We start from the raw sequence: 25,839 nt of genomic DNA, 5'->3' as shown, positions 1-25,839 counted from the left end.
TATTTAGCTTTTCAGTCCTACGGTCTTGTTGAAGATAGGCTTCTCGGGGGTAGAATCTGAATCAGGTGTGAAATATCCGATACGCTGGAACTGCAGGTATGTGAGTGGCTTCATCTGAGCGGCAAATGGTTCGATATAGCATTCCTTCAACACGTTCAGTGAGTCGGGATTAATCATTTGCTTCATGGCTGTAACAGCATCGCAGCCTTGTCTTTCGCGGATATCGGCCATCTCGTCACGTGGATTCTCTACTTTCCAAAGACGCTCATAAAGACGTACCTCTGCCTTGACGGCATGCTGGCAACTAACCCAGTGCAGAGTTTTTCCCTTAATCTTACGGTTTGAGCCAGGAAGGCCACTGCGCGACTCTGGGTCGTATGTGCAATAGATGGTGGTGATACGGCCGTTCTCATCCTCATCGCAAGGGTGCTCCTCGTCGCACTTGATGATATAGGCGTTTTTCAGACGTACCTCTTTGCCAGGAGCCAGACGCATGAACTTCTTCTCGGCTTCCTTCATGAAGTCATCGCGCTCAATCCATAGTTCACGACTGAACTCAACGGTGTGCGTTCCGTCGGCCTCGTTCTCAGGATTGTTGATAGCTGTCAGTTGCTCAATCTGTCCCTCAGGATAGTTGGTAATAACTACCTTCACAGGGTCGAGAACAGCACTCACGCGGATAGCACGGCTATTCAGATCATCTCGAACTGCACTTTCCAACAACGCCATCTCGTTGAGAGCATCGTAGGTGGTATATCCAATCTTATCAATGAACTTGATGATACTTTCGGGGCTGTAGCCACGACGACGGAACCCACAGATGGTAGGCATACGAGGATCGTCCCAACCATCAACCAAACCCTCATTCACCAATGCTAGCAGATTGCGCTTCGACATCAGTGTGTAGCTCAGGTTCAGTTTGTTGAACTCTGTCTGACGAGGGCGGTTGTCTTCAATATTATCTGTCTCACCTTTCCATTCTTTCATCCAGGTCACGAATAAATCGTACAAGGGACGGTGTTCTACGAACTCCAGTGTACACCAAGAATGTGTAACCCCTTCTAAGTAGTCGCTTTGGCCATGTGTGAAGTCATACATAGGGTATGCGTTCCACTTGTTGCCTGTACGGATGTGTGGAATGTTCAGGACGCGATAGATTAGCGGATCGCGGAATAGCATGTTTGGATGAGCCATGTCAATCTTCGCACGAAGAACCAGTGTTCCAGGCTCACACTTGCCACTGTTCATATACTCAAACAGTTTCAGGTTCTCCTCTACAGGGCGATCGCGGAATGGACTGTTAGTACCTGGGCTCGTGGTGGTACCCTTCTGCTGGGCAATCACCTCGGCACTCTGTTCATCCACATAGGCACGACCCTGCTTGATGAGCCATACGGCAAAGTCCCACAACTCCTGAAAATAGTCGCTGGCATAGTATATGTTTGCCCACTGGAAGCCTAACCACTTAATATCATGCTCAATGCTTTCGATGTATTCTGTATCTTCCTTGATGGGGTTGGTGTCGTCGAAACGGAGGTTACACTGACCACCGTATTTCTTGGCCAATCCAAAGTCGATAGCGATGGCTTTGGCGTGTCCGATGTGCAGATAGCCATTTGGTTCAGGTGGAAAACGGGTCTGCATTCTGCCTCCGTTCTTGCCTTCTGCCAAGTCGTTAATCACCTTCTGTTCAATGAAGCTGACAGACTTTTTCTCCTCGCTTTCGTTTACTATTCTTTCTTCCATTTTTATATTGTCTTTTTATTTGTGGCTGCAAAATTACAAATTTATCCTGAAAATCCTGCAAAAAAGCCCTACTATTAACTATTTTATACCCCTCTCGTTCAGTGCCTTACTATATTTTGCAGCATTTCTCAGGTGTTCCGAATATGTCTTTGCAAAGTTATGGGTACCCGAAAAGTCTTCTTTTGCACACATATATAGGTAGTCGTGATCTACTCTGTTCAGTACGGCATCGATTCCTGCAATAGATGCAACCTTGATGGGGCCGGGAGGCAAACCTGTGTTCTTATAAGTGTTGTAGGGACTATTATAAAACAACATATCGTGATATATACGGCGCAGGGCGAAATCCTGTAGGGCAAACTTGATCGTCGGGTCTGCCTGAAGTGGCATGCCTACTTTTAAACGATTCAGATACATACCCGCAATCATTGGCTTTTCTGCATTGTTTGCCGTTTCCTCGTCAATGATGCTGGCTACAGTACAGATTTCGTTGGGTGTAAGTCCAAGTGCCTGAGCCTTTGTTAGTCGCTCTTTGTTCCAGAAGTGCTTGTGCTCTTTCTGCATACGTTCCATCAGGTGGTCTATGCTGGTGTTCCAATATACTTCATAGGTGTTGGGCACAAACAAGCAGACTATTGTAGCAGTATCATATCCCCAACGCTTGCAGAAAGCTGTGTCTTTTAAGCAAATAGCCAGAGCAGTACTGTCTATCATAAGCTTTTTCGATAATGCTCCCGCCAAACGATCCGTTGTACGACTCTCGGGAATTGTAAGTTTTACGGGCTCCTGGTGTCCGTTCTTTAGATGGCGGAACACAGTGATGGCGCTCTCACCTGGCGCTATGGCATATCGTCCGCTCCGAATGTTTTCTGCATAACTGCTGTGGCGTGCCATCGTTGTAAAGGCCATGATGGTATGCTCGGATGCGATGTCGTTCAATTTGGCACTTACGGAGTCGATGTTGTCGTTATCGTCAATGTAGATGTACTCAATCTTGTCTGATAGTGACAGACTGCTCATAAAGAAGTAGTAGCCCAACCAAACGATACCAAGCAGGCACAAGGCAATTGGTATCAGATAATACTTTCTTTGAATCTTCTTCATTTTCATCATTTCTTCTAAAATTGGTGCAAAGTTACAAAATTCTCTTAATTCTTCACGATTAATATTAATAATTTTGTACCTTTGCATGAAAATCATAGTTTATGAAACTAAAGTTTGCCATTCAGTATGGCACCAAGTGGGGCGAAAACCTCTATGTGTGCATCACGTACAGAAGTCAGGATGGAACAGAAAGGGACGATCGTCTGATGATGCTCACTACCGATGGGTGGCAGTGGGAACTTGAGACGTCAGCCCTTGAGTCTCGCCAACACCCCATAACCTCTTTCTCTTATTATTATCAAGTAGAGGATGCTGATGGCAACGTTCTTCGTAGGGAGTGGACCGCAATCCCGCGAACTTATTATTTTGATTCAACAAAAAACTATGTGCTGGCTGATTTGTGGCGTGAGGTGCCCCTCCAGTATTATCTCTATAGCAAGGCCTATCAGACTACCACCCATCTGTCTCTTGACGAGGAGGTAAAGGCGCTTCGGGTGCCACTTTATCGCAAAACAATTATCTTCCGTGTCTCGGCTCCTCAGCTTCAAGAAGGGCAGTCGTTGGCTATCATTGGCAATCATCCCGCCTTGGGCGGTTGGAATCCTGCTCGCTACCTGAAGATGGAGTGTGTAGGGCGCTGTGAATGGTTATTATCTGTGAATGTCGACGCAGTATTGCTGCCTATCGAATACAAATATGTAATTATTGATGATGCCACCCATACTTTGATGACGTGGGAGGAGGGTGATAACCGTACTACAGATGGGTTGATGCCTTCTGAGCAGAACGCCGTTCCTGATGGTACTGTTCTGGTAGTTTATGGTCAGATCTTGAGGGTCAAAGAGCATACATGGCGAGTTGCTGGGGTTGTAATTCCTGTATTCTCGCTTCGTAGTAGTCGTTCATATGGCGTTGGAGACTTTGGTGATTTGCGTCATTTTGTCGATTGGGTTGTGAAGACGGGCATGAAGGTTATACAGTTGTTGCCAGTCAACGATTCCACTGTGTCGCATGGATGGAACGATTCCTGCCCATACAACATAGTCTCAGCCTTTGCGCTCCATCCGCATTATATTGACTTAGAGGCTCTTGGAACCTTGAAAAACAAGAGCAAAATGATAGCCTTCCATCGCCAACGTCAGGAACTTAACAACCTGAGCTATAGTGATTATGAGGCTGTAGATTGCGTAAAGATGGCTTATGTTAAGGAAATTTTCGCTGAACGAGGCCAACAGACCCTCGACTCAAAAGACTTTAAGGTCTGGTTTATTGATAATAAAGACTGGCTTGAACCCTATGCTAAGTGGACGTCTGATGATGTTAATATAATTTACTATCTTCAGTATCACCTTCACATTCAACTGAAGGCAGCCTCAGACTATGCCAGAGAGAAAGGCATTTTCATCAAAGGTGATGTGCCTATTGGGGTAAATCGCGAAAGTGTGGAAACAGCTACTCATCCTGAGTTATTCCACATGAATACGCAGACGGGTGCGCCTCCTGATGCCTTTTCGCAGAACGGGCAGAACTGGGGCTTCCCTACTTATAATTGGAGCGAAAGTTCGTTAGTCAGTTGGTTCCGCAAGCGCATACGTTGGATGGAACAGTATTTCGATGCCATCCGAATAGACCATGTATTGGGCTTCTTCCGCGTTTGGGAGATTCCCGGTGATGCTGTCTATGGTCTTTTGGGACATTTTTCTCCAGCATTGCCAATGACTGTGAGCGAAATCGAGTATTTCGGCCTTCCGTTCCATAAGGAACTCTATACCCGTCCGTTTATTAACGATCGTGTATTGAATCGCCTTTTTGGTATGCATGCTCCTTATGTTAAGGAGACTTTTTTGGTGAGTCGTAGTTATGGATTCTATGATTTGAAGGCCGACTATAACAACCAAAAGAAAGTGCAGGAAGCTTTCGAGGGGAAATGCGATGAAAACAGTCTTTGGATTCGTGATGGCCTTTATCGCCTTATCAGCGGAGTGCTCTTCCTCGAAGATCCAGAACAGCCAGAGATGTATCATCCTCGTATAGGAGCGTTACACGAACCAGTATTCGATGCTCTGACAGCAGAAGAGAAAGATGCCTTCATGCGTCTCTATAATAATTACTTCTATCAGCGCCATAATTTTTTCTGGGGTAATCAGGCTATGAAACACCTTACTCAGGTGTTTGGCGACACTCGTATGCTCTGTTGTGCAGAGGATCTGGGTATGTTGCCCGATTGTGTGGCGCCTGTGCTCGACAGCCTTCGTATCCTGTCGCTCGAGATTCAGTCGATGCCCAAGGAGAGTGGATTTGAGTTCGCTCATCTCGATGCAAATACTTATCCAAGTGTGGCAACTTTCTCAACCCACGACATGTCGCCTTTGCGCCTCTGGTGGGAGGAGAGCCCTGAGCGCACCCAGCGTTATTATGTTACCATGCTTCAGAAACAAGGGCGAGCGCCTGAGCATCTGCCAGCCCACATGGCAGAGGAAATCATTGCGCGCCATCTCTATTGTCCGTCAATGCTCTGTGTGCTATCTTTGCAGGACTGGCTTGCGATGGATACAGAACTCCGTTCAAAGAATCCGCGCGAAGAACGTATCAATGTGCCTAGTGATGCCTTTCATCGTTGGAGATATCGCATGCACCTCACTATTGACGATCTGATGAAGGCTGATAAGTATAATAATAAGGTACATACCATGATAACAAGAAGTAAAAGATAAAAAAGATAGGAAATGTATTCTACATATATATTTGATTTAGACGGGACACTGCTCGACACGCTTGGCGACTTGGCTGCGTCTGTGAATTATGCGCTCCGCATGCATGGCATGCCTGAACATACAATCGACGATGTGCGTCATTTTGTTGGTAATGGGGTGCGCCTTCTCATGGAGCGTGCTATCCCTGATGGGGAACAAAACCCTGATTTCGAGGCTACATTTGCTACCTTCCGACAGCATTATATGGAACATTCGCTCGATACCACCCGTCCATACGAGGGTATTCCTGACGCCTTGAAAGCACTCAGGGCTCAGGGCTGTCGCTTGGCTGTGGTGAGTAATAAGATGATGGCTGCCACTCAGGAGCTCTGTCAGCATTTCTTTCCTGATACTATCGAAGTGGCAATAGGTGAAAACGAGGCTGCTGGCATCCGCAAGAAACCTGCGCCAGACACTGTGTATGCTGCTTTGAGGATGCTAAACGTGGGACAGAAAAACGCTGTGTATGTGGGGGATAGCGATGTGGATGTTGAGACGGCAAAGAATAGCGGCTTGCCTTGTATCAGTGTGCTTTGGGGCTTCCGTGACAAAGAATTCCTGATACGACACGGAGCGAAGACTTTCATCTCCGCTCCGTCAGAATTGTTATAGTTGAGGGCCTATAGGCTCTGCAGCCTTGCAATATATTTCCCTAAGATGTCGAACTCGAGGTTGACAACGGAGCCAACCTTAATGTCGCAGAAGTTGGTGTGTTCAAAGGTGTAGGGGATAATCGCTACCTGGAATGTGTTTGAAGTAGGATTGCAAACCGTGAGCGATACGCCATTCACTGTGACTGAGCCCTTATCCACGGTAAAGTAACCCTTTTTCGCCATTTCGCGGTTCTCTGGATATTCGAAAGTGAAGTATATGCTTCCGTCAGCATCGTCTGTGGCGATACACTTGGCCGTCTGGTCTACGTGACCTTGTACGATGTGACCGTCCAATCGTCCGTTCATGAGCATCGAACGCTCCACGTTCACCTTGTCGCCTATTTTCAGCAATCCCAGATTCGTTCTGTCGAGCGTCTCCTTCATGGCTGTCACCACATATGTGCCGTTCTCAATTTTCACGACTGTGAGGCACACGCCATTATGTGCCACACTCTGGTCGATTTTCAGTTCGTCGACAAACGAACATTTCAGAGTGAAATCTATATTCTCGCGATCCTTATTGATTGCTATAACAGTAGCAAACTCTTCGATAATTCCAGAAAACATAATACCTAATTTTCAATGATAAACAAAAAAGCGGGTTCGTGCCGATGATTTGGTGAAAACTCCTGTTTCACACGATGTGGGTGCTCCCTGCTGTTGTAATCCACCGGCATTGCTGCTCTCCTCGTGGAGGATCATTGTGGCCCGCCATTGGCAAGGGAAACGGTCCCGATGATTTAATTAATGTAGAGTATCCCGATCTATGCGGCACGACCCGTATTCTGAGTGCAAAGTTACTAAAAAAAATCCGAATAACCTAATATCTTGCGGATTTTTTTCTATCTTTGCACCATAAAAAATATAGCTATGGATAAGACGATATGTATTCTTGCAGGAGCAAGACCGAATTTTGTAAAAGTTTCGCCTTTGGTGCGTGCCATTGGCCGTCGTAGTGATGCTAAGTGTTTGCTGGTATATGCGGGATGTGAGGACGATCCTACGCTGGAACCCTCGCTCTTTGACGATCTTCAGATAGAACGCCCTCAGTTTTTCCTAGGTGTTTCGTCTACAAGTCTTAACGAGATAACCAGTCAGGTGATGGCCGCTTTCGATAAGTTTCTTGACGAGCATCCTGTCGATGTGGTCATAGTCGTCGACGATCTGGCTTCTACGATGGCTGCCGCTATCGTCACTAAAAAACGTGCCATCCGTCTGGCTCACCTCGTTGCTGGCACGCGTTCCTTTAATATTAATATGCCTAAAGAGATTAATCGTCTGGTGATTGATGCACTGAGCGACTACCTCTTTACCGCTGGAGTGAAGAGTACGGGTGTTGCCACTCGTGAGCAGAGCGACGCTTCACAAACTTATATGGTAGGCAACATCCTGATGGATACGCTCCGATTTAACTACGATCGTCTGAAACGACCTGCCTCGCTGCCCGCCTCGGTACAGGAGGGTGACTATTTGGTTTTCACCCTTAATCGCAAGGCTCTCTTGGCTGATACAGACAATCTGCAGAAGATGCTACAGGCGATGGTTGAGGCTGCTGGAGATATCCCCGTCATTGCACCTTTGCGTGGGTTGGCCCGTGATAAGGTATGCGAACTGAATCCTGATATTCTAATTATTCCGCCTTTGAGCTATCTTGAGTTCGGATGGCTCACTGCTCATGCTAAAGGTATCATTACCGACTCGGGCAACGTGGCTGAAGAGGCAACGTTTAACAGTATACCTTGTATTACTCTCAATGACTATACTGAGCATCAAGAGACTGTTTCTGTGGGCTCTAACGTTCTCGTGGGCGAAGACCCTGTAAAACTTTCCGCGTCTGTCGCTCAGATGGTGCGTGGCGAATGGAAGCACTCTGCGCTACCAGAACGTTGGGACGGGCGTACTGCCGACCGCATTCTTCAAATCCTTCTATCATAAAAACTCCCCTCCTGACTCAGGAGGGGAGCTTGTTTTAATAATTCTCAGCCTTGACCTGGAAGTAGGCCTGCGGATGGTTGCAAACGGGGCACATCTCGGGTGCCTTCTTGCCAATTACTAAGTGTCCGCAGTTAGAACACTGCCAGATAACGTCGCCGTCTTTTGAGAATACGCGTTCCTTCTTCACGTTGTCGAGCAGCTTGCGATAGCGAGCCTCATGCTCCTTCTCAATCTTTGCCACGCCCTCAAACTTGATGGCAATCTCTTCAAAACCTTCCTCGTGAGCCTCCTTGGCCATGCGGTCGTACATGTCGGTCCATTCGTAGTTCTCACCAGCGGCAGCTGCCTCCAGATTCTCCTCTGTGCCCTTAATGCCACCGCCCTCCAAGTATTTGAACCACAGCTTTGCGTGCTCCTTTTCGTTGTTGGCAGTCTCCTCAAAGATGGCTGCTATCTGTACGAAACCGTCCTTCTTTGCCTTTGATGCCCAGTAGGTATACTTGTTACGTGCCATGCTCTCGCCTGCAAATGCTTCCAGCAGGTTCTTCTCTGTCTTTGTTCCTTTCAAATCTTTCATAAATGTACTTTGTTTTAGTTTTGCGCAAAATTGCATTGTCACGTTGCAAAGATAAGCAAAATCCTCCACTCTGCCAAATAATTCAGCCAAGTAAATTCTTAAAAAACAATAATGGAAGCACAAAGGGACTTTCCTCGGAGTAAAGTCCTGCTTTCATTTGGCGAAACCCATGCTTTCCTCCAGACAGAATCTTTTTATCCGTTGCAGTGTTGCAACGCTGCAACGGATTTTTGGGGAGTAAGACGAAAAAAAGTTGTGATTTCGTTTGGTGATTTCGGATATTTTTCGTAAATTTGCAATTAATATATACAATTTATGAACCTAGAACAAAAGAGCGTATGAAAAGACTGATTTTGATGCTGATGATGGCGATAGCTTTCTCGGTAAACTCCGATGCCCAGGGATGGTTGGGTAAGCTCAAGGACAAAGCTGTGGATGCAGCGAAGAACGCTGTGGAGCGTAATGTAGAGAGAAAGGCCGATAAGGAGGCTGATAATGCTTCTGACAAGGTGCTTAACGGTAAGAAGCAAGGCAAGAAAGGGAAGAGCTCAAAGTCTGACAATGATAGTGATGAAGAGGTTGATGACACTCCTAATGCCGTAGGTCAGAACCAAAAGAGTGACTTCGTCCGTGGTAGCGTGATTCTTTTTGAGGATGACTTCGCAAACGAGCAGATGGGTGAGTTCCCATCCAAGTGGGATATCAGCGACGGTAGTCTGGAGGTGGCGTCTGTCAACGGCAAGAAGTATGCGCATAGCAATGCTTCAGGAGGTACTATATTCTCTCCTCTGATGGAGAACATGAGGTCTTATCTGCCTGATGTCTTTACCCTCGAGTGGGAAGAGTTTATGTGCAAACCCGGTGATATAGACCAGATGGCATGGCATATCTATTTCTATCAGGGTGACGACGAGCTTGGCAATATCTATAAGATGTTCCGTCCAGGTAGTCCGGATGTCTACGGAAACTATTCGTTTAAGAAGGGTGGCGGCGCTTCAGGCAATGTGACTGGTGATTTGAAATGGGAAGATATGGAAGAATGTGTTAAGTTTGGACAGTGGAACCATTTTGCTATCTCGTTCAACAAGCGTGCTTTCAAATACTATATCAATGGACAACGTGTCATCAATCTGCCTAATGTGGCTGCTCCCAGTCGTTTCGAATTCCATGTCCAAGACGGATACCCGTATCGTGGCGTGGGCCATGTGATTCTCGCCAAGGGCGCTGTAGAGCTCTATCAGCGTCAGACCACAGATCTCAGTGCCGTTGAGAAGGCTATAGCAGAGACTGGAAAGTTTGTGACGAATAACATCCTCTTCGAGACGGGCAAAGCTACGCTGAAGCCAGAGTCGATGGAAGAGATTCAGAAAGTTGCTGACTATATGAAGAAGAACCCTACGGCTCGTTTTGAGGTGCAGGGCCATACGGACAATCAAGGTAGCGACAAAATTAACGATCCGCTCTCGCAACAGCGTGCAGAAGCTGTGGTTAAGGCGTTAGAGGGATTAGGTTGCGATGGCTTCAACCTGCGTGCTGTAGGTAAGGGTAGTCATGAGCCTGTAGCTGACAACAAGACTGACGAAGGCCGTGCCAAGAACCGTCGTGTGGAGTTTATTAAGAAATAAGAGTAATATTATTAAAATAAAAATCCCCTCTTAAAAAGTATGAGGGGATTTTTTTATACGGAGATTTCTCCTCTGAGACTCTGACTCATGAATTTGCGAACTGTTTCTGGATCGTCGGGATAGTGGCTTTGTAGGAACATGAGTTTAGTGACTGCGCCCTCTACTGTAGAGTCGCGCCCGCTGATAACGCCTGCCTCCTGAAGATGCCATCCACAATCGTAACGACTCATCTCTACGGCTCCCTGCATGCACTGACTGATGTTTACAATCACCTTGCCGTTGCGTGTGCCTTCTCTCAGGGCCTTGAGTAACCATGTTTTCTGAGGCGCGTTTCCTGAACCAAATGTACGCATCACGATGGCCTTTAGGTTGGGCGTATGGATGATATGGCGTATCAAATCTTCGCGGATACCTGGGAAAAGCGAAAAGATTATCACGTTGTTATCTAAGCGGAAATGGGGCACCATTGGTTTCGAGAAGTCGGGTTTCAGGATACGGTCGCGATGGTAAGTAATGTTGACACCGGCTTCTACCAGGTGAGGGTAGTTGAACGACTCGAAAGCGTTAAACTCTTCAGCGCTCTGTTTGGTGGTACGATTGCCTCGAAGCAGATGGCCGCCGAAATAGATACCCACCTCGGGCACCATAGCATGACCCTCTTCGTCCTTGGCTGCTGCTATCTCTACAGCAGTGATGAGGTTTTCCTTGCCATCAGTACGAAGCTGGTCAATGGGTAGTTGCGAACCTGTGATGACAACGGGTTTTGTCAGATTTTCCAGCATGTAGGAGAGGGCCGACGCAGTGTAGGCCATCGTGTCTGTACCGTGAAGTACCACAAAACCATCATACAAATCGTAGTGGTCAGCAATGCAGTGACTCAGGTCGGTCCACATGGCTGGTGACATGTCACTCGAGTCGATGGGGGGATTGAACTGATATGTATCTATCTGTATATCAAACTGTTTTAGCTCTGGTACATTTAGTAATAGATGCTCAAAGTCGAAAGGCTCAAGGGCACCGGTCTGCGGATTTCGGTTCATACCGATAGTACCTCCAGTGTAAATGAGTAGTATTCTGCTGCGCATAGAAAACGTTTACGTTTTGTTTTTTGTGCAAAGTTAGTGTTTTTCTGCGAATAATTTAGTATCTTTGCACAAATTTTTAAAGAACCGATAAAACAAACTATCAAATTATGAAGCAATTCAACGACGATAACTTTGTTCTTGAGACCCAGGTGGCTCAGGACTTGTATCACAACCATGCGGCTAAGATGCCCATTATCGACTACCATTGCCATCTGATTCCGGAAATGGTGGCCAAGGATCATAAGTTTAAGAGTATCACTGAGTTGTGGCTTGGTGGTGACCATTATAAGTGGCGTGCTATGCGTACCAACGGTATAGAAGAGAAATATTGCACGGGCAAGGATACTACCGATTGGGAGAAGTTCGAGAAATGGGCTGAGACGGTGCCTTACACTTTCCGCAATCCACTGTATCACTGGACACATCTGGAACTGAAAACCGCTTTCGGCATTACCAAACAGCTCTCTCCGAAGACTGCTCGCGAGATTTTCGACGAGTGTAACGAGAAACTTCAGAAGCCAGAATTCTCTGCCCGCGGACTGATGAAGCACTACAACGTGGAGTGTGTCTGCACCACTGACGATCCTATCGACGATTTGCATAGTCATATAGAGTATGCAAAGCAGAAGGCTGCCGACGATCCTGTTATGCTGCCTGCATGGCGTCCCGACAAAGCCATGAACATCGAGAAGCCTGAGTTCTCGAAATATATTGAGCAGCTGAGTGAGGTTTCGGGTGTGACCATCACCAAGTTTACTGATATGATAGACGCTCTTCAGAAACGTCATGACTTCTTCGAAGAGCAGGGATCTAAGTTGTCTGATCACGGTATCGAGGAGTTCTATGACGAAGAGTACACCGATTCGCAGATTGAAACCATCTTCGAGAAGGCCATGCGTGGCTTACAGCTCTCACAACTTGAGATTCGTCAGTTCAAGAACTGCTTCCTTACGGTGATGGCTGAAATGGACGCGGACGCAGGATGGACACAACAGTTCCACTATGGAGCCATTCGCGACAACAATACTGCGATGTTCAACCAACTTGGTCCTGACACGGGCTTTGACTCTATCGGAGAGTTCAATACCGCCAAGGCTATGTCGAACTTCCTGAATAGACTGAACTCGAAGGGTAAGCTTACGCGTACCATATTATATACGTTGAATCCTTGTGCCAACGAGGTGATTGCTACCATGCTGGGTAACTTCCAGGGTGGTGAGCCTGGTAAGATCCAGTTTGGTTCAGGCTGGTGGTTCAACGACCAGATGGATGGTATGGTTCGTCAGATGAACGCCCTCTCCGTATTGGGATTGCTGAGCCGCTTCGTTGGTATGCTCACCGACAGTCGCTCGTTCCTAAGCTATCCACGTCATGAATACTTCCGTCGTATACTCTGTAATATGCTTGGTAATGATGTGGAGAGAGGTCTGTTGCCTTGTGATATGGATATTTTGAGTCGTATGGTAGAGGATATCTCGTACAACAACGCAAGACGTTACTTCAAGTTCTATTAAGCAAGAGCAGAATCATGCTTGCACGAATTCTGCCGAGCGTGTAAGAACTCGAGCAAAGTTCAAGTTCTACTAATAAAAATAACCGCAGATTTCTTTGAATCTGCGGTTTTTTTATTAATTTTGCACCCAATATGAGATATAACGCAGGATATAATCGTGAGGGCGACTACGAACACTATACTGTGTCGGAGCCGATGCCGCTATTGGAGTGGCTGTTGAAGAACGTACCACAGACGAAGACCAAAATCAAGGCCACGTTGCAGGGTAGGGGAATCAAGGTGAATGGTAAGACTGTGAGCCAGTTCGACTTTCAGTTGGAGCCTGGAATGAAGGTTGCTGTGAGCAAGACCAAGCGCAATCAGCAAGGATTCAAGAGCCGCTATGTCAAGATAGTCTACGAAGACAAGTGGCTGATTGTGATTGAGAAGGCTGTTGGAATTCTCTCGATGGCTGCTGGTCACTCTTCACTCAACGTGAAATCGGTGCTTGACGATTATTTTAAGAAGTCGCGTCAAAAGTGTACGGCCCATGTAGTGCACCGTCTGGATCGCGATACCAGCGGACTTATGGTTTATGCCAAGGATATGGAGACGGAACAGATATTGGAGCACAACTGGCACGATATTGTCTATGATCGTCGTTATGTGGCTGTCTGCTCTGGTGAAATGGAGAAGGATGAAGGAACTATAGAAAACTGGTTGAAAGACAATAAAGCCTACATCACTTATTCTTCACCTGTAGATAATGGTGGTAAGCTGGCTATTACGCATTTCCATGTGTTAGATCGTACTACTGAGCATTCGTTGGTCGAGTTCAAACTCGAAACGGGGCGTAAGAACCAAATACGTGTTCACTCTGCTGACATGGGGCATCCTGTGTGTGGCGATCCCAAATACGGCAATGGCGACGATCCAATCCATCGTCTTTGTCTGCACGCTTGGTTGCTCTGTTTCCATCATCCTGTAACAGGTGAGCCCATGGAATTTGAAACTCCAGTTCCTACGGATTTTAAGAAACTATTCAAATAATGGATAATATAGGATATTATATCTTTGTGCTTGTGGCACTGATTGTGGCTTCCCTTGTGGTGAAGAAAGTCGCATCGTGTCTCATCAAGTCTGCTGTTCTGATAGTGCTGGTAGTGGCTTTGGCCACCATTTACTGGCTCTACTTTATGAAATAGAGATTTCTTCAGCAAATATCTGGTCGAATATTTCGCGGAGTTTCTTGGGTTGTTCAATCATGTTCTGCAACTCTGCAAGTTTTTTTGCGTTGGGCGAGTTCGGAATCCATAGCTTCATATAGCCATCTTTCGAGTATTTCTCGTTCATGTGGTCCATGAAGCGCTTCCAATGTCCTTCCTTGTCGAGTTCTGGATAGTTAGCCATGCCAAACTGAATGGTGCGACGGATAACTATCTGAGGATCAATGTCACGATCGGCCTCGGCTACAATCTTACCATAAATGCTACGAGGAGCCCGACTGGCAGAAGCGCGATGATCCTCTACGGCCTCTTTCATAATCTTTATCTGTTCAGGTGAAAACCATTTTTTTAGGCGGGCGTCACGCTCAAGAATCTTTCCTCCTATGATATGATGGCTGGCTCGATGACCACTCATACCTAGGTCGTGATAGGCTGCAATAGTGTAGGCCATATCGATGTCGGCTCCGGTAATCTTCACTAGTTCAAGCGAACTTCGGATGACACGAGTAACATGTTCCATGTTGTGGGCACGGTCAAAAGCAGCGTATTGCGGAAGTATCTGCGTCTCGATAAACTCAACTAATTCCAAGTTTGGGGTATTGTTAATCATAAAAAGTCTTTATTTTTGTTTGCAAATTTACGAAAAACTATGTACTTTTGCAAATAAAAATAGAAAAAATGATGTCTGAAGAAAGAATTATTAAGACAGATTCTGTTAAGGCGTGGCTTTTGGCAGCACGTCCGAAAACCCTTACGGGTGCCGCTGTTCCTGTAATGATAGGGGTGGCTTTAGCTTGGGTTGATGCCAAGCTGTATGATGGTGAGGCATTCAACTGGGTGGCTGCTTTGCTTTGCCTGTTATTCTCATTTTCCATGCAGATTGATGCAAATTTTATCAATGATTTCTTCGATTTCGTAAACGGTACTGACGATGTTGAGACGCGCCTGGGACCTCGCAGAGCTTGTGCTCAGGGATGGGTGAGACTCGATTCTATGAAAAAAGCCATAGCCCTGACCACTTGTACAGGTTGTATGATAGGTCTGCCTCTGGCTTGGTTTGGTGGAATGGAGATGATTCTGGTGGGGGCGCTCTGTGTGGTGTTTGCCTTCCTTTATACCACTTTCTTCTCATATCAGGGTTTGGGCGACCTGCTGGTGCTTTTGTTCTTTGGCATCGTGCCCGTTTGCTGCAGCTATTATGTGCAACTTCACACCATTACGTGGCAGGTATTCCTGGCTTCATTGGCATGTGGACTTGTAATCGATGCTTTGCTGATAGTGAACAACTTCCGCGATAGGGACAACGATTCCCTGGCTGGCAAGAACACCATCATTGTTAAACTCGGAGCTCAGGCTGGTCTTCAGCTCTATTTGGCTGTAGGTGTTGGCGCATTGATACTAGGAGGTACATTTTTGTTGAATGGCCATCTGCTGGCTTTTATCCTGCCATTCATCTATTTCATGCTTCACATCTTCACGTTTTTGAAGATCAAGCGCATCTATCAAGGAAAAGCGCTGAATCTCTGTTTAGGAGAAACAGCGCGTAATATCTTCATCTATGGGCTCTGTGTGAGCGCAGGTTTGTTGCTTAGTTGAAGAACGGCCAAGATACGCCAAAGTGGAGTACTGAACCATTCACGGGATAGTGGGGCGTGAGGAATTTCATGTGGTTACCAGCTCCATTAAGTACGTTGGTCATTACAAGAAAGAAACGTACGCCTTTCAATGACATGTTGGCATAGACATCCATGAATGGATAACCACCCATTTCCACGCGACTGTCTTCGTTCTGCTGAATGGCAAACTGATTGAGTCCTGGACAGAAATCGGGGGCGTTATACTTGGTGAAATATGTTACGTCAGTTCCTAACTCAACACCCAATACCTTAGCTATGCGGAATTTTAAGTAGAGGTTAGAGAAGAAGTTCCAAGTGGGCAGAGGAAGCACCTCTGACTTACTGCTGTTCTGATAGGTAATCACGTTTTCCCAATTCAGAGGTCCCAAGCGGAAGTTCTGGTGCAACTGAGCTATCAAGACGTTGATGTTGCTTGATTCCTGATAGGTGCTGGCTGTCATGTGTGTGCGTCCGCTGGTGGTTGCATCGTAGCTCATACCAAAATAGGTATAGTTCTTGATGTTGTCCATTGCCACACGGATCTGGGTGCTAGTCTTGGAATAAGAGAAAATTCCCTCAATGCGGGTGCGCGTCTCCCGTTTCATATCATCCTCTAAATCCCACCAGAAGTGTTTGGAATGATATTTCGACACAAAGAAAGCTGGCCCCACTTTATGCATATAAGCTTTAGCTGCCAGTTGAACGGAATCTCCAAATAAAGGGAAGTTGAGGTCGGCATTAAAGTCGAGTTTCAAGTCACCGCTATTAGGACCTCCAACCCAAGCTTCTGCTTCAGCGCTGAAATGTAGAATCTTGCCTTGGGTTTTGCTGAATACACCACCCACGCTGAGATCGTTTTCCGTCCATTTTCTTATCCTAGATATCTTGGTTCCCTCTACAAGGTCTGGCATCTGGTAAGTGCACATGTCGTAGCTGATAAAACCTTTCAGTCCTGCCTTTACGTATTTGTTGAAGCCTTCAAGCAGAGCAATGCCAAAGGTATTCTTGATTTGCGTGAATTTTGTCTGGTCGTATATGGTATCGTTGCCATACTTTGTGCCTTGGTCGTAGTAACGCCTCAGATAGTAGTCCTCTGGAGTGTAATACGACTGGTATATATGATCGTGTTTGTTCAACTCAAAGGTGTGGATAAAGCTAGTTACAGGCACGTATTCACGCTTCATCGTGGCATTGATGGAGTCTTGAATGGCTTGCAAACGATTCAGACTGTCAATCGCAGCCTGACCATTTACCTGAATGCGGGTACTATCGGTGGTGGCCATATTGAGTGAGTCTTTCTGGGGTTCCTTGCCCATGACGATGGCACCGTCGGGGCGACCAGTAGGCGCTTTGATTTCCTTTCGCTTACTATCACGACTAGGGGGCGTGCTGTTGCCGTCTTGTTTGTTTAGTTCATCTTCTTCATGCTGTTTTCTCGACTCCTCAGCAAATTTACGAGCCTTGATTTCCTCGTCAGTCATCTTTACCATGCGATAGAAGCCAACGTTGTAGCGATGACTCAGATAGAGGTGCTGATGGTTATTACGGTTCCAGTTGGATGAGAGCACGGTAGGAATTTCGTTTTCTGCATAGTTGTCTTGGAACGACTCAGGATGGGTGACATATTCGTCATTGGCGATACCGCCATTCTCTGCCGTTTTTTGATGGGCGGCATTGAAGAAGAAATGCATCTGGTAACGATCACCTCTATAAGAGGAAAATAACGTACCATTGAAGTGGGAAACGCTCTGATTGCTGTAATAGCCGCGTGCATAGGCATAGTCGAGATCGAAACCAAAATTCAGACGTTTGTTTGCATTGACAGAGAATTTTGCATCGATATGGTCTTCACCATTCTGTTTGTTTCCACAATTGTCGTAAAGCACACTAGTGTATGGCGACAATGTGTTGAAGAACAGGAAGGCTTCAGGCTCCTTAGCCACGAAGCTATAGGGCTGGGTGAAGAAGAAATTGTTAAACTCGGGTCTGTCAACGAAGATACGACTCTCGCGGGCAGAATAGTTATTGCCTATGGTGTTGTAGTCGCCATAGAAACCTGTATTCAGCGTGGTGTTAGGAAATAAGTGTGGCAGGGTGTCTGGCTCAGCGGGGATAATGTCGCCAAGTCGACGATCGATGTTCCACACATAGAATCCCTTAGGAATCTCCTTGTGCTGCTTGGTCGTGTCGTTGTTGTGCTTGTTGAAATTGTTATTCTCGCTGCGCTGGGTGATGGTGCCGTTCTCGTCTATCTGATTATAAGTACGAGTATTTTGCGCACTGACCTCTGTCAATACCAGCATCAGCAATAGTAGCGTAGATAATGTTTTCCTCATATATTACTTGATCATGCGTAGTGAGGACTCGGCTATTTTGAAACACATTGAGATGAGAATGATATAGGTGCCAATAGTCCTGTCTTTGGTGAGATAGTATATCACACCAACAATTGCTCCAATCATGAAGATGATGTTGAGCAGGTTACGAATCTTATCCTTGTTCATTGATTATTTTTCGTTCAGGAGTGTTTCAAACTTCTTAAAAATGAAATCTTTGCGATCGATAGTCTTACGACGGAACTTACCAGAGATAGGGTAGAGCTTTGTGTGCTTCTTGTTCACTGCATATTGGTCGGTAATCCATTCCTCGGCCTTGTAGTGAATTGGTTTACGGTCTGTATCATAGTCGTAAGAGATACGGGTTATCTTTACGTCTGCCTGACCGTCGCTACAATTAACGAGAATCTGGAAGTTAAACTGGGTCTGATCTATAGACAAGGCGGTGTTCTTGAATACCAGCCACTCGTGGTAGGCAGCTCCAAGCTCATGCTTCTCTTCGTTCTTAACTGCTACAATACTGTTGGCAATCTGATTGGGCTCCTTGGTCATCTTCTCCATCTGTTTGAGCAGAGTCTGATAAATCTGGTTGGCGTTCTTTCCTGGAGCTTGAATGGTAGTTGTGAAGCATACAACACCGTCAACTTCTGGTACAGCGTTCTTTACCAAATACTTAGCGTCAGGATTTTCCTTTTCAACAGGTTCCTGTTCTATTCTCTCCCAAGTATTGTCCTGAGCCGTTGCCAGCATGGGCATCAGCATCATGAGGGTTATCAAAACCTTTTTCATCTTTACTTAATTTACAATAGATGGGTGCAAAAATACATAAAAAGAATGATATAATAAAGGAAAGGCCTTTACTTTTTTACTTTTTTACCTTTTGAACCTTTTACTTCATCTCCAGTTCTTTCTGTAAACGGATGATTTCATCGCGATATTGGGCGGCCTGCAGGAACTCGAGGTTCTTGGCGGCCTCTTTCATCAGACGAGTTGTCTCGGCAATACTCTTCTCCAATTGCTGGCGCGTCATGCGCTCCACAATCGGGTCTGCTGCCATCATACCAGTAATTGCACTATCAGCCGCCATACTAGAAGCGCGTTTCAATTCCTTTACATCTGCACGGTCATCTTTCTGCAGGGCGTTGAATGTCAGGTTCTTCACAATCTGTTTCGGAGTGATGTGGTTCACCTCGTTATAATGCATCTGCTTCTCACGTCTGCGGCGGGTCTCATCTATTGTGAGTTGCATTGATGTTGTTATGGTATCAGCATACATGATTACTTTACCATTCACATTACGGGCGGCCCGTCCTGCAGTCTGGGTCAGACTGCGATGGCTACGCAGGAAACCTTCCTTGTCAGCATCAAGGATAGCCACCAACGATACCTCTGGCAAGTCGAGTCCTTCACGCAAAAGGTTGACACCGACAAGTACGTCGTAAACTCCTTGGCGGAGGTCGCTTAGTATTTTCACGCGATCCAATGTAGCCACGTCGCTATGAATATAGGCGGTGTTGACGCCATGATTCAATAAGAATTCGCTCATTTCCTCAGCCATGCGTTTGGTCAAGGTCGTAACTAATACGCGTTCGCCTCTATTTCTACGGGTTACAATCTCGTCGAGTAAATCGTCTATCTGGTGTTCGCTGGGGCGTACTTCTATCTCGGGGTCAAGTAATCCTGTAGGACGGATAACCTGCTCGACCACAATGCCTTCTGCCTCATCCAACTCGTAGTCGGCAGGGGTTGCGCTCACGTAGATTACCTGACTCACTTCCGCCTGAAACTCCTCAAACTTCAAGGGACGATTGTCGAAAGCCGCGGGCAGGCGGAAACCATATTCCACCAAGTTCTGCTTGCGACTTCTGTCGCCACCATACATGGCATTAATCTGAGGCACAGATACGTGGCTCTCATCGATGAATAGCAGATAATCGTTAGGGAAGAAATCGAGTAGGCAATAAGGACGTTCACCAGCCTGACGCCCATCGAAATAACGGCTGTAGTTTTCAATGCCAGAGCAATGCCCTAGTTCCTTGATCATCTCCATATCATACTCCACACGCTCTTTGATGCGTTGCGCCTTGATGCCATCACCCATCTCCTCAAAGAATGCCACCTGTTTCACTAGATCGTCCTGAATCTGGCGGATGGCAATGTCTGTCTGCTCCTTGGATGTCATGAACAGGTTGGCGGGATATAGTTTGTATTCCTCGAAGCTGGCCAGACGATCGAAGGTCACGGCATCCATCTCTTCGAGGGCGTCAATCTCGTCGTCCCAGAAGGTAACGCGGAGAACCACCTCGCTGTAGGCCATTGCAATATCTATCGTGTCGCCCTTCACACGGAAGTTTCCTCGTTGCAGGTCAAGGTCGTTTCTGATATAGAGAGACTGAACTAATTTTCTTAACAACACGTTGCGGTCTATCTTCTGCCCTACGTGAAGTTCTATCACGTTCTCCTGTAAGGCAACTGGACTTCCCATACCATAGATACATGAGACAGATGATACGACGATGACATCGTTTCTTCCAGAAAGCAGGTTTGATACGGCCGAGAGGCGCAAACGGTCTATCTCGTCGTTGATGGCCAGATCTTTCTCGATATAGGTGTCTGTCGTAGGAAGATAAGCCTCTGGTTGGTAATAGTCATAATAGCTGACATAATACTCGACGGCGTTTTCCGGGAAGAAGCCTTTCATCTCTTCGTAAAGCTGGGCGGCAAGCGTCTTGTTGTGACTTAGAATCAGTGTAGGACGGTTGCGGTTGGCAATGACGTTAGCCATCGTAAACGTCTTACCAGACCCCGTAACACCTAACAGCACCTGTGCCCGGTCTCCACGTTCCAATCCTTCAGTCAGTTGTTGGATAGCCTCAGGCTGATCGCCTGTTGGCTTATAGTCAGATGAAAGTATGAATTTACCCATATCAGGGCGCAAAGATACATAAATATTTCAAAATTACCTGCGCGCAATTCATAATTTTTATAAAATACTTTGTTATTTTGCCGAAATGTCGTAACTTTGCACCCCGATATGAAGAAAGGTATCATTATACTCTCGTGTGTCGTTTTCCTGATGAGCGGTTGCGCATCAGAATTCAATGCTGTATATAAGTATGGCGACACTGATGTTAAGTACGAATTCGCCAAAGAGTGTTTCGCCCGCGGCAAGTATCAGCAGGCTGTCACTCTGTTGGAGGAACTCGTCACCATCAAGAAGGGTAGCGACGAAGCTCAGGAGTGTCTCTATATGCTTGCTATGGCTCAGTATTGCAACTTTGACTACGAGGCAGCCTCGGAGACGTTTAAGAAATACTGTTCAAGCTATCCGCGTGGGGTCTATGCTGAGCCTGCTGCTTTCTATGTTGGCCAGTCACTCTATCAGAGTGCCCCAGAGCCACGTCTCGACCAGTCGCCCACCAATGGTGCTATCACGGCTTATCAGCAGTTTATCGACCTGTATCCCGACTCGAAGCTCAGACCGCAGGCTCAGGATAAGTTATATGAACTGCACGACAAACTCATCCAGAAAGAATTGCTCTCTGCAGAACTCTATTATAATCTCGGTGGTTACTTCGGTAACATCAATTCCAACGAGGAAAGCAACTATACTGCTTGCATCGTTACAGCTCAGAATGCCCTTAAGAATTATCCCTATTGCACTGAGCGCGAGCAGTTTATGCTACTCATTATGAAGAGTAAGTTCCAATTGGCCGAGAATAGCTCAGAGGAGAAACGTTTGGACCGTTATCGCGATGCAGAGGATGAGTGCTATGGATTCATCAATGAGTTCCCTGAGTCGAAGAATGTAGAGACAGCCGAGAAATATATCGTTAAATGCAAGAAAGTTATTAAAGATTAGAATATGGATTACAAGAAGTCAAAAGCACCGGTAAATACCGTTACACGTAACATCATGGATCTCTGTGACGATACAGACAATATCTATGAGAGCGTAGCCATTATTTCAAAGCGCGCTAACCAGATTAGTTTACAGATTAAGGAAGATCTGTCTAAGAAGCTGGCAGAGTTTGCTTCATATAGCGATTCTCTTGAGGAGGTATTTGAGAACCGTGAGCAGATAGAGATCTCACGTTACTACGAGAAGTTGCCAAAGCCAACACTCCTCGCTACTCAGGAATTTGTTGAGGACAAGGTTTACTGGCGTGATCCTGCCCGTGAGAATCAGGAGAACTAAACCGTTATGATTCAGCGTAAGCAAACCCTATATCTCTTGGCGGCCATCGTGATGACCGTCATTTGTCTTTGTATGCAGATAGGCTCTTTCAAGGCCGCAGGTCTTGAGGTGGCTCGTGTATATAATCTGTGGTTCACCGATTCATTTGGCAAGCATCATTTCGATACGTGGCCTCTCTTGGCTGTCCTGTTGCCAACGGCCGTATTGGGAACCTATGCCATCTTCCTTTATCGTAATCGCAAGATACAGGCTGTGTTCTGCCTGTTTAATGCCTTACTCATCGCAGGATGGTATGTCTGCTACTTCGTGGTTGGTCAGACTGTTGGCGATAAGTCGTGGGGTATGGTGTCTTTCCGTCCAACATGGCCCGCTGTTCTTCCAGCCATTGCCTTGATCCTCTACATGATGGCTCATCGCGCCATCAAGGCCGATGAGAAGCTCGTCCGCTCAATGGATCGCATCAGATAGGATCATATAATATCCAAGCAATTCAACACCCCCGCCCACATCAGTTGTGGGTGGGGGTGTCTTTTTAACTGGTCCTGGTCGTTGGCACCAATAGTGCAGATCGTTGGCACTCCGAGGTTCAAACGTTGGCACTCGGAGTATACATAGGTGGTACCCGGAGTACCAGACATTGGAACAAAAACTGGAAATGTTTATTCAGCGCAGGATAGGTTGGATGAAAAGAAGTGTGGGGAAAAATAAAAAATTAACTCCCCGTCAAATTAGCGGGGAGTTAATTGATTTATTTATTTCTGAGTGCTGCGATGCTTTCTTTCAGGGCAGCAATCTTTTCTTCAGAGTCGCTCTGCTTTTTGCGTTCGAGAGCTACTACCTGTTCTGGGGCGTTGGCTACGAAACGCTCATTGCTGAGTTTCTTCTTCACACCAGCTAGGAAACCTTCGAGGTGCTGGAGCTGAGCCTCCATCTTGGCAATCTCTGCCTCAACATCAATCATATCACCAACAGGAACAGCGAACTCGTCGGTGCCTACCATGAAGGCAGAGGCGGTGGCGTCCTTTTCGGCTACCACGTTGATGGCGTTCAGGTTGGCCATCTTGATGATGACGGCGTTGAAAGCCTCATAATCGTTCTTGCCAACAACCTGCAGGTCGAGCTGCTCCTTAGGAGCAATGTTCTTCTGGTTACGAACCATACGAACACCAGAAACAATCTGCTTTACATTCTCAATCTGGGCGGTCAGCTCGTCGTCGGCCTTGGTGGGCGCGTCGAGCTTCAGGCTTACTCGCATGATGCTCTCACCTTCGTTGCGATCGTAGAGATGCTGCCACAGCTCCTCGGTGATGAATGGCATGAACGGGTGGAGCATTTTGAGCAGAATTTCGAAGAACTCGAGAGTCTTGTCGTAGGTCTGCTTGTCGATGGGCTGTGGTTCACCATTGATATAAGCAGGCTTCACCATCTCAAGGTACCAGCTTGAGAACTCGTCCCAGAAGAGCTTGTAGACAGCCATCAGGGCTTCTGAGATACGGTACTTCTTGAAGAGGTCGTTCACCTCGTCGTTGGTCTGACGGAGCTTGGCCTCAAACCATCTGGTTGCCACCTTGCCAGCCTTGGGCTGCTCGATGTCGGCCACCTTCCAACCCTTAACCAAACGGAAGGCGTTCCAAATCTTATTGTTGAAGTTACGTCCCTGTTCGCAGAGGGCCTCGTCGAAGAGAATATCGTTGCCTGCGGGGGCTGAGAGCATCATACCCATACGCACACCGTCGGCACCGAACTTCTCGATAAGCTCGATAGGATCGGGCGAGTTACCCAGTGACTTTGACATTTTACGACCGAGCTTGTCACGAACGATACCAGTGAAGTATACGTTCTTGAATGGCATATCACCGATATACTCATATCCAGCCATAATCATACGGGCAACCCAGAAGAAAATGATATCCGGACCTGTTACGAGATCTGAGGTTGGGTAGTAGTACTTAATCTCCTCGTTGCCGGGATTGTTTATACCGTCGAAGAGCGAGATTGGCCAAAGCCATGAAGAGAACCAAGTGTCGAGGGCGTCCTCGTCCTGACGCAGGTCGGCATCGGTCACCTTCGGATCTTTCTGCTGTGCCAGCTTCAGAGCCTCCTCACGAGTTTCGGCCACTACATAGTCGTCTTGACCGTTATAATAATAAGCGGGAATACGGTGCCCCCACCAGAGCTGACGTGAGATACACCAATCTTGGATGTTCTCGAGCCAGTTCTTATAGGTGTTCTTGTATTTGGCAGGATAGAACTTCAACTGATCGTTCATTACTGGTGGCAGAGCGATGTCGGCGAAGTGCTGCATAGAAAGGAACCACTGCATAGAGAGACGTGGCTCGATGGCGGTATCAGGATTGCGCTCTGAATAGCCCACCTTATTAGTATAGTCTTCGATGCGCTCCATCAGGCCAGCTTCCTGAAGGTCCTTGCTGATCTGCTTACGACAGTCGAAGCGATCCATGCCCACGTAGATGGGGCTCTGGTCTGAGATGGTTCCATCGGCATTAAAGATATCGATGGTCTCCAGCTTGTGGCTCTTACCCAACATATAGTCGTTGGTGTCGTGGGCAGGTGTTACCTTCAAGCAACCTGTACCGAACTCGATGTCTACATAACGGTCTTCGATGACGGGGATGACACGGTTTACCAGAGGAACAATAACCTTGCGGCCCTTCAGCCACTGGTTCTTCGGATCCTTGGGGTTGATACACATAGCGGTGTCGCCCATGATGGTCTCAGGACGTGTGGTGGCTACGACTGCGTAGTAACCTTTCTCGTCTTTGTGGATGATGTTGCCTTCGGCCTTCAGGGCTTCCTCTTTGTCGAGGGCCTTCAAACCGTCTACATAATATTTAAGGTGGAACAGATGGCTCTGCTCCTCTTTATAGATGACTTCCTCGGTAGACAGAGCGGTGAGAGCCTTGGGGTCCCAGTTTACCATGCGCAGGCCACGATAGATGAGGCCTTTGTTGTAGAGGTCGACGAACACTTTGATGACACTCTCAGAACGCTTCTCGTCCATAGTGAAGGCAGTGCGGTCCCAGTCGCAGCTGGCACCTAGTCGGCGGAGCTGCTTCAGAATGATGCCACCATGCTCGTGGGTCCAATCCCAAGCATGCTCGAGGAACTGCTCGCGAGTGAGGTCGTGCTTCTTGATACCCTCGCCAGCCAGTTTCTTCACCACCTTGGCCTCGGTAGCGATAGAGGCATGATCGGTGCCTGGCACCCAACATGCATTTTTGCCCTCCATACGGGCACGGCGTACAAGAATATCCTGAATGGTGTTGTTGAGCATGTGGCCCATGTGGAGCACACCTGTTACGTTGGGGGGCGGAATCACGATAGTGTAGGGTTCGCGTCCGTCGGGTTTACTGGCAAACAGCTTGTGGTCAAGCCAGTATTGATACCACTTCGATTCGACCTCTTTTGGGTCGTATTTACTTGCTAATTCCATATATATGTTTAATAATTTCCAAAAATCGCTGCAAAATTA

22 protein-coding genes are annotated in these 25,839 nt (G+C 46.9%); 11 read left to right on the top strand and 11 right to left on the bottom strand.

Annotated elements, in window-relative coordinates; all coding sequences use genetic code 11:
* Positions 1-3 precede the first annotated feature (3 nt).
* On the bottom strand, positions 4-1,746 hold the full coding sequence (locus T325_RS09640; protein ID WP_036912968.1) for a glutamine--tRNA ligase/YqeY domain fusion protein: 1,743 nt from the start codon (positions 1,744-1,746) through the stop codon (positions 4-6).
* 78 nt (positions 1,747-1,824) lie between these two features.
* Complete coding sequence (gene mltG / locus T325_RS09635) at positions 1,825-2,850, bottom strand: endolytic transglycosylase MltG (RefSeq protein WP_036913674.1); 1,026 nt, start codon at positions 2,848-2,850, stop codon at positions 1,825-1,827.
* 101 nt (positions 2,851-2,951) lie between these two features.
* On the opposite strand from mltG, the gene T325_RS09630 reads away from it, so the two are divergent.
* Together T325_RS09630 and T325_RS09625 are read left to right on the top strand one after the other, a co-directional pair.
* On the top strand, positions 2,952-5,564 hold the full coding sequence (locus tag T325_RS09630) for a 4-alpha-glucanotransferase (protein WP_036912966.1): 2,613 nt from the start codon (positions 2,952-2,954) through the stop codon (positions 5,562-5,564).
* Between the two features lie 12 nt (positions 5,565-5,576).
* Positions 5,577-6,215 (top strand): HAD family hydrolase, encoded by a 639-nt coding sequence (locus T325_RS09625; protein ID WP_036912963.1) that lies wholly within the window; start codon positions 5,577-5,579, stop codon positions 6,213-6,215.
* An 8-nt stretch (positions 6,216-6,223) separates the two neighbouring features.
* Here T325_RS09625 and T325_RS09620 read toward each other — a convergent pair whose 3' ends face one another.
* Positions 6,224-6,823, bottom strand: a complete 600-nt coding sequence (locus tag T325_RS09620; RefSeq protein ID WP_036912961.1) for a riboflavin synthase — start codon at positions 6,821-6,823, stop codon at positions 6,224-6,226.
* 303 nt (positions 6,824-7,126) lie between these two features.
* Between T325_RS09620 and T325_RS09615 the strand changes: the two genes are divergently transcribed.
* On the top strand, positions 7,127-8,191 hold the full coding sequence (locus T325_RS09615) for a UDP-N-acetyl glucosamine 2-epimerase (RefSeq protein WP_036912958.1): 1,065 nt from the start codon (positions 7,127-7,129) through the stop codon (positions 8,189-8,191).
* A 34-nt stretch (positions 8,192-8,225) separates the two neighbouring features.
* Here the strand turns inward: T325_RS09615 and rbr are convergent, their stop codons facing one another.
* Positions 8,226-8,768, bottom strand: a complete 543-nt coding sequence (rbr, locus tag T325_RS09610) for a rubrerythrin (RefSeq protein WP_036912955.1) — start codon at positions 8,766-8,768, stop codon at positions 8,226-8,228.
* 338 nt (positions 8,769-9,106) lie between these two features.
* On the opposite strand from rbr, the gene T325_RS12935 reads away from it, so the two are divergent.
* Positions 9,107-10,393: an OmpA family protein gene (locus T325_RS12935; RefSeq protein WP_036912952.1), complete on the top strand. Its 1,287-nt coding sequence runs from the start codon at positions 9,107-9,109 to the stop codon at positions 10,391-10,393.
* A 53-nt stretch (positions 10,394-10,446) separates the two neighbouring features.
* On the opposite strand, the gene T325_RS09600 is transcribed toward T325_RS12935, so the two are convergent.
* Entirely contained in the window at positions 10,447-11,478 is a 1,032-nt protein-coding gene (locus T325_RS09600) for an asparaginase (RefSeq protein ID WP_036912949.1), read from the bottom strand.
* A gap of 107 nt (positions 11,479-11,585) precedes the next feature.
* Between T325_RS09600 and uxaC the strand changes: the two genes are divergently transcribed.
* The 3 genes from uxaC to T325_RS09585 all read left to right on the top strand — a co-directional run bounded on the left by uxaC (position 11,586) and on the right by T325_RS09585 (position 14,175).
* Positions 11,586-12,992: a glucuronate isomerase gene (uxaC, locus tag T325_RS09595; protein ID WP_036912946.1), complete on the top strand. Its 1,407-nt coding sequence runs from the start codon at positions 11,586-11,588 to the stop codon at positions 12,990-12,992.
* Positions 12,993-13,123: 131 nt separating this feature from the next.
* Positions 13,124-14,020: an RluA family pseudouridine synthase gene (locus T325_RS09590; RefSeq protein WP_036912944.1), complete on the top strand. Its 897-nt coding sequence runs from the start codon at positions 13,124-13,126 to the stop codon at positions 14,018-14,020.
* On the top strand, positions 14,020-14,175 hold the full coding sequence (locus tag T325_RS09585; protein ID WP_036912942.1) for a hypothetical protein: 156 nt from the start codon (positions 14,020-14,022) through the stop codon (positions 14,173-14,175). The genes T325_RS09590 and T325_RS09585 overlap by 1 nt, the downstream gene beginning before the upstream one ends.
* On the opposite strand, the gene T325_RS09580 is transcribed toward T325_RS09585, so the two are convergent.
* A complete protein-coding gene (locus tag T325_RS09580; RefSeq protein ID WP_036912940.1) occupies positions 14,165-14,806 on the bottom strand; it encodes an HD domain-containing protein in 642 nt (213 codons plus the stop codon). The genes T325_RS09585 and T325_RS09580 overlap by 11 nt on opposite strands.
* Positions 14,807-14,874: 68 nt before the next feature.
* Here T325_RS09580 and menA point away from each other — a divergent pair, with 68 nt between their 5' ends.
* Entirely contained in the window at positions 14,875-15,792 is a 918-nt protein-coding gene (menA, locus tag T325_RS09575) for a 1,4-dihydroxy-2-naphthoate octaprenyltransferase (protein ID WP_231622223.1), read from the top strand.
* On the opposite strand, the gene T325_RS09570 is transcribed toward menA, so the two are convergent.
* The 4 genes from T325_RS09570 to uvrB form a co-directional block, all read right to left on the bottom strand.
* A complete protein-coding gene (locus tag T325_RS09570; RefSeq protein ID WP_036912937.1) occupies positions 15,785-18,148 on the bottom strand; it encodes a putative porin in 2,364 nt (787 codons plus the stop codon). The genes menA and T325_RS09570 overlap by 8 nt on opposite strands.
* Positions 18,149-18,151: 3 nt before the next feature.
* Complete coding sequence (locus T325_RS12730; protein ID WP_156097674.1) at positions 18,152-18,316, bottom strand: hypothetical protein; 165 nt, start codon at positions 18,314-18,316, stop codon at positions 18,152-18,154.
* A gap of 3 nt (positions 18,317-18,319) precedes the next feature.
* Positions 18,320-18,937 (bottom strand): DUF4468 domain-containing protein, encoded by a 618-nt coding sequence (locus T325_RS09565; RefSeq protein WP_036912935.1) that lies wholly within the window; start codon positions 18,935-18,937, stop codon positions 18,320-18,322.
* Between the two features lie 100 nt (positions 18,938-19,037).
* On the bottom strand, positions 19,038-21,074 hold the full coding sequence (gene uvrB / locus T325_RS09560; RefSeq protein WP_036912931.1) for an excinuclease ABC subunit UvrB: 2,037 nt from the start codon (positions 21,072-21,074) through the stop codon (positions 19,038-19,040).
* Positions 21,075-21,182: 108 nt separating this feature from the next.
* On the opposite strand from uvrB, the gene T325_RS09555 reads away from it, so the two are divergent.
* The 3 genes from T325_RS09555 to T325_RS09545 are packed head-to-tail and all read left to right on the top strand — an operon-like array spanning position 21,183 to position 22,814.
* A complete protein-coding gene (locus T325_RS09555) occupies positions 21,183-22,010 on the top strand; it encodes an outer membrane protein assembly factor BamD (RefSeq protein WP_036912928.1) in 828 nt (275 codons plus the stop codon).
* A 3-nt stretch (positions 22,011-22,013) separates the two neighbouring features.
* Positions 22,014-22,346: a DNA-directed RNA polymerase subunit omega gene (locus T325_RS09550; protein ID WP_036912925.1), complete on the top strand. Its 333-nt coding sequence runs from the start codon at positions 22,014-22,016 to the stop codon at positions 22,344-22,346.
* A gap of 6 nt (positions 22,347-22,352) precedes the next feature.
* Positions 22,353-22,814 carry a DUF4293 domain-containing protein gene (locus T325_RS09545; RefSeq protein WP_036912923.1) on the top strand — a complete coding sequence of 154 codons (462 nt, stop codon included), beginning with the start codon at positions 22,353-22,355 and terminating at the stop codon, positions 22,812-22,814.
* A gap of 280 nt (positions 22,815-23,094) precedes the next feature.
* On the opposite strand, the gene T325_RS09540 is transcribed toward T325_RS09545, so the two are convergent.
* On the bottom strand, positions 23,095-25,800 hold the full coding sequence (locus T325_RS09540; protein WP_036912920.1) for a valine--tRNA ligase: 2,706 nt from the start codon (positions 25,798-25,800) through the stop codon (positions 23,095-23,097).
* Positions 25,801-25,839: the final 39 nt, after the last annotated feature.

The organism is Prevotella sp. FD3004 (assembly GCF_000746155.1).
Lineage (GTDB): Bacteria > Bacteroidota > Bacteroidia > Bacteroidales > Bacteroidaceae > Prevotella.
This window is presented reverse-complemented; position numbering and strand designations above follow the sequence as displayed.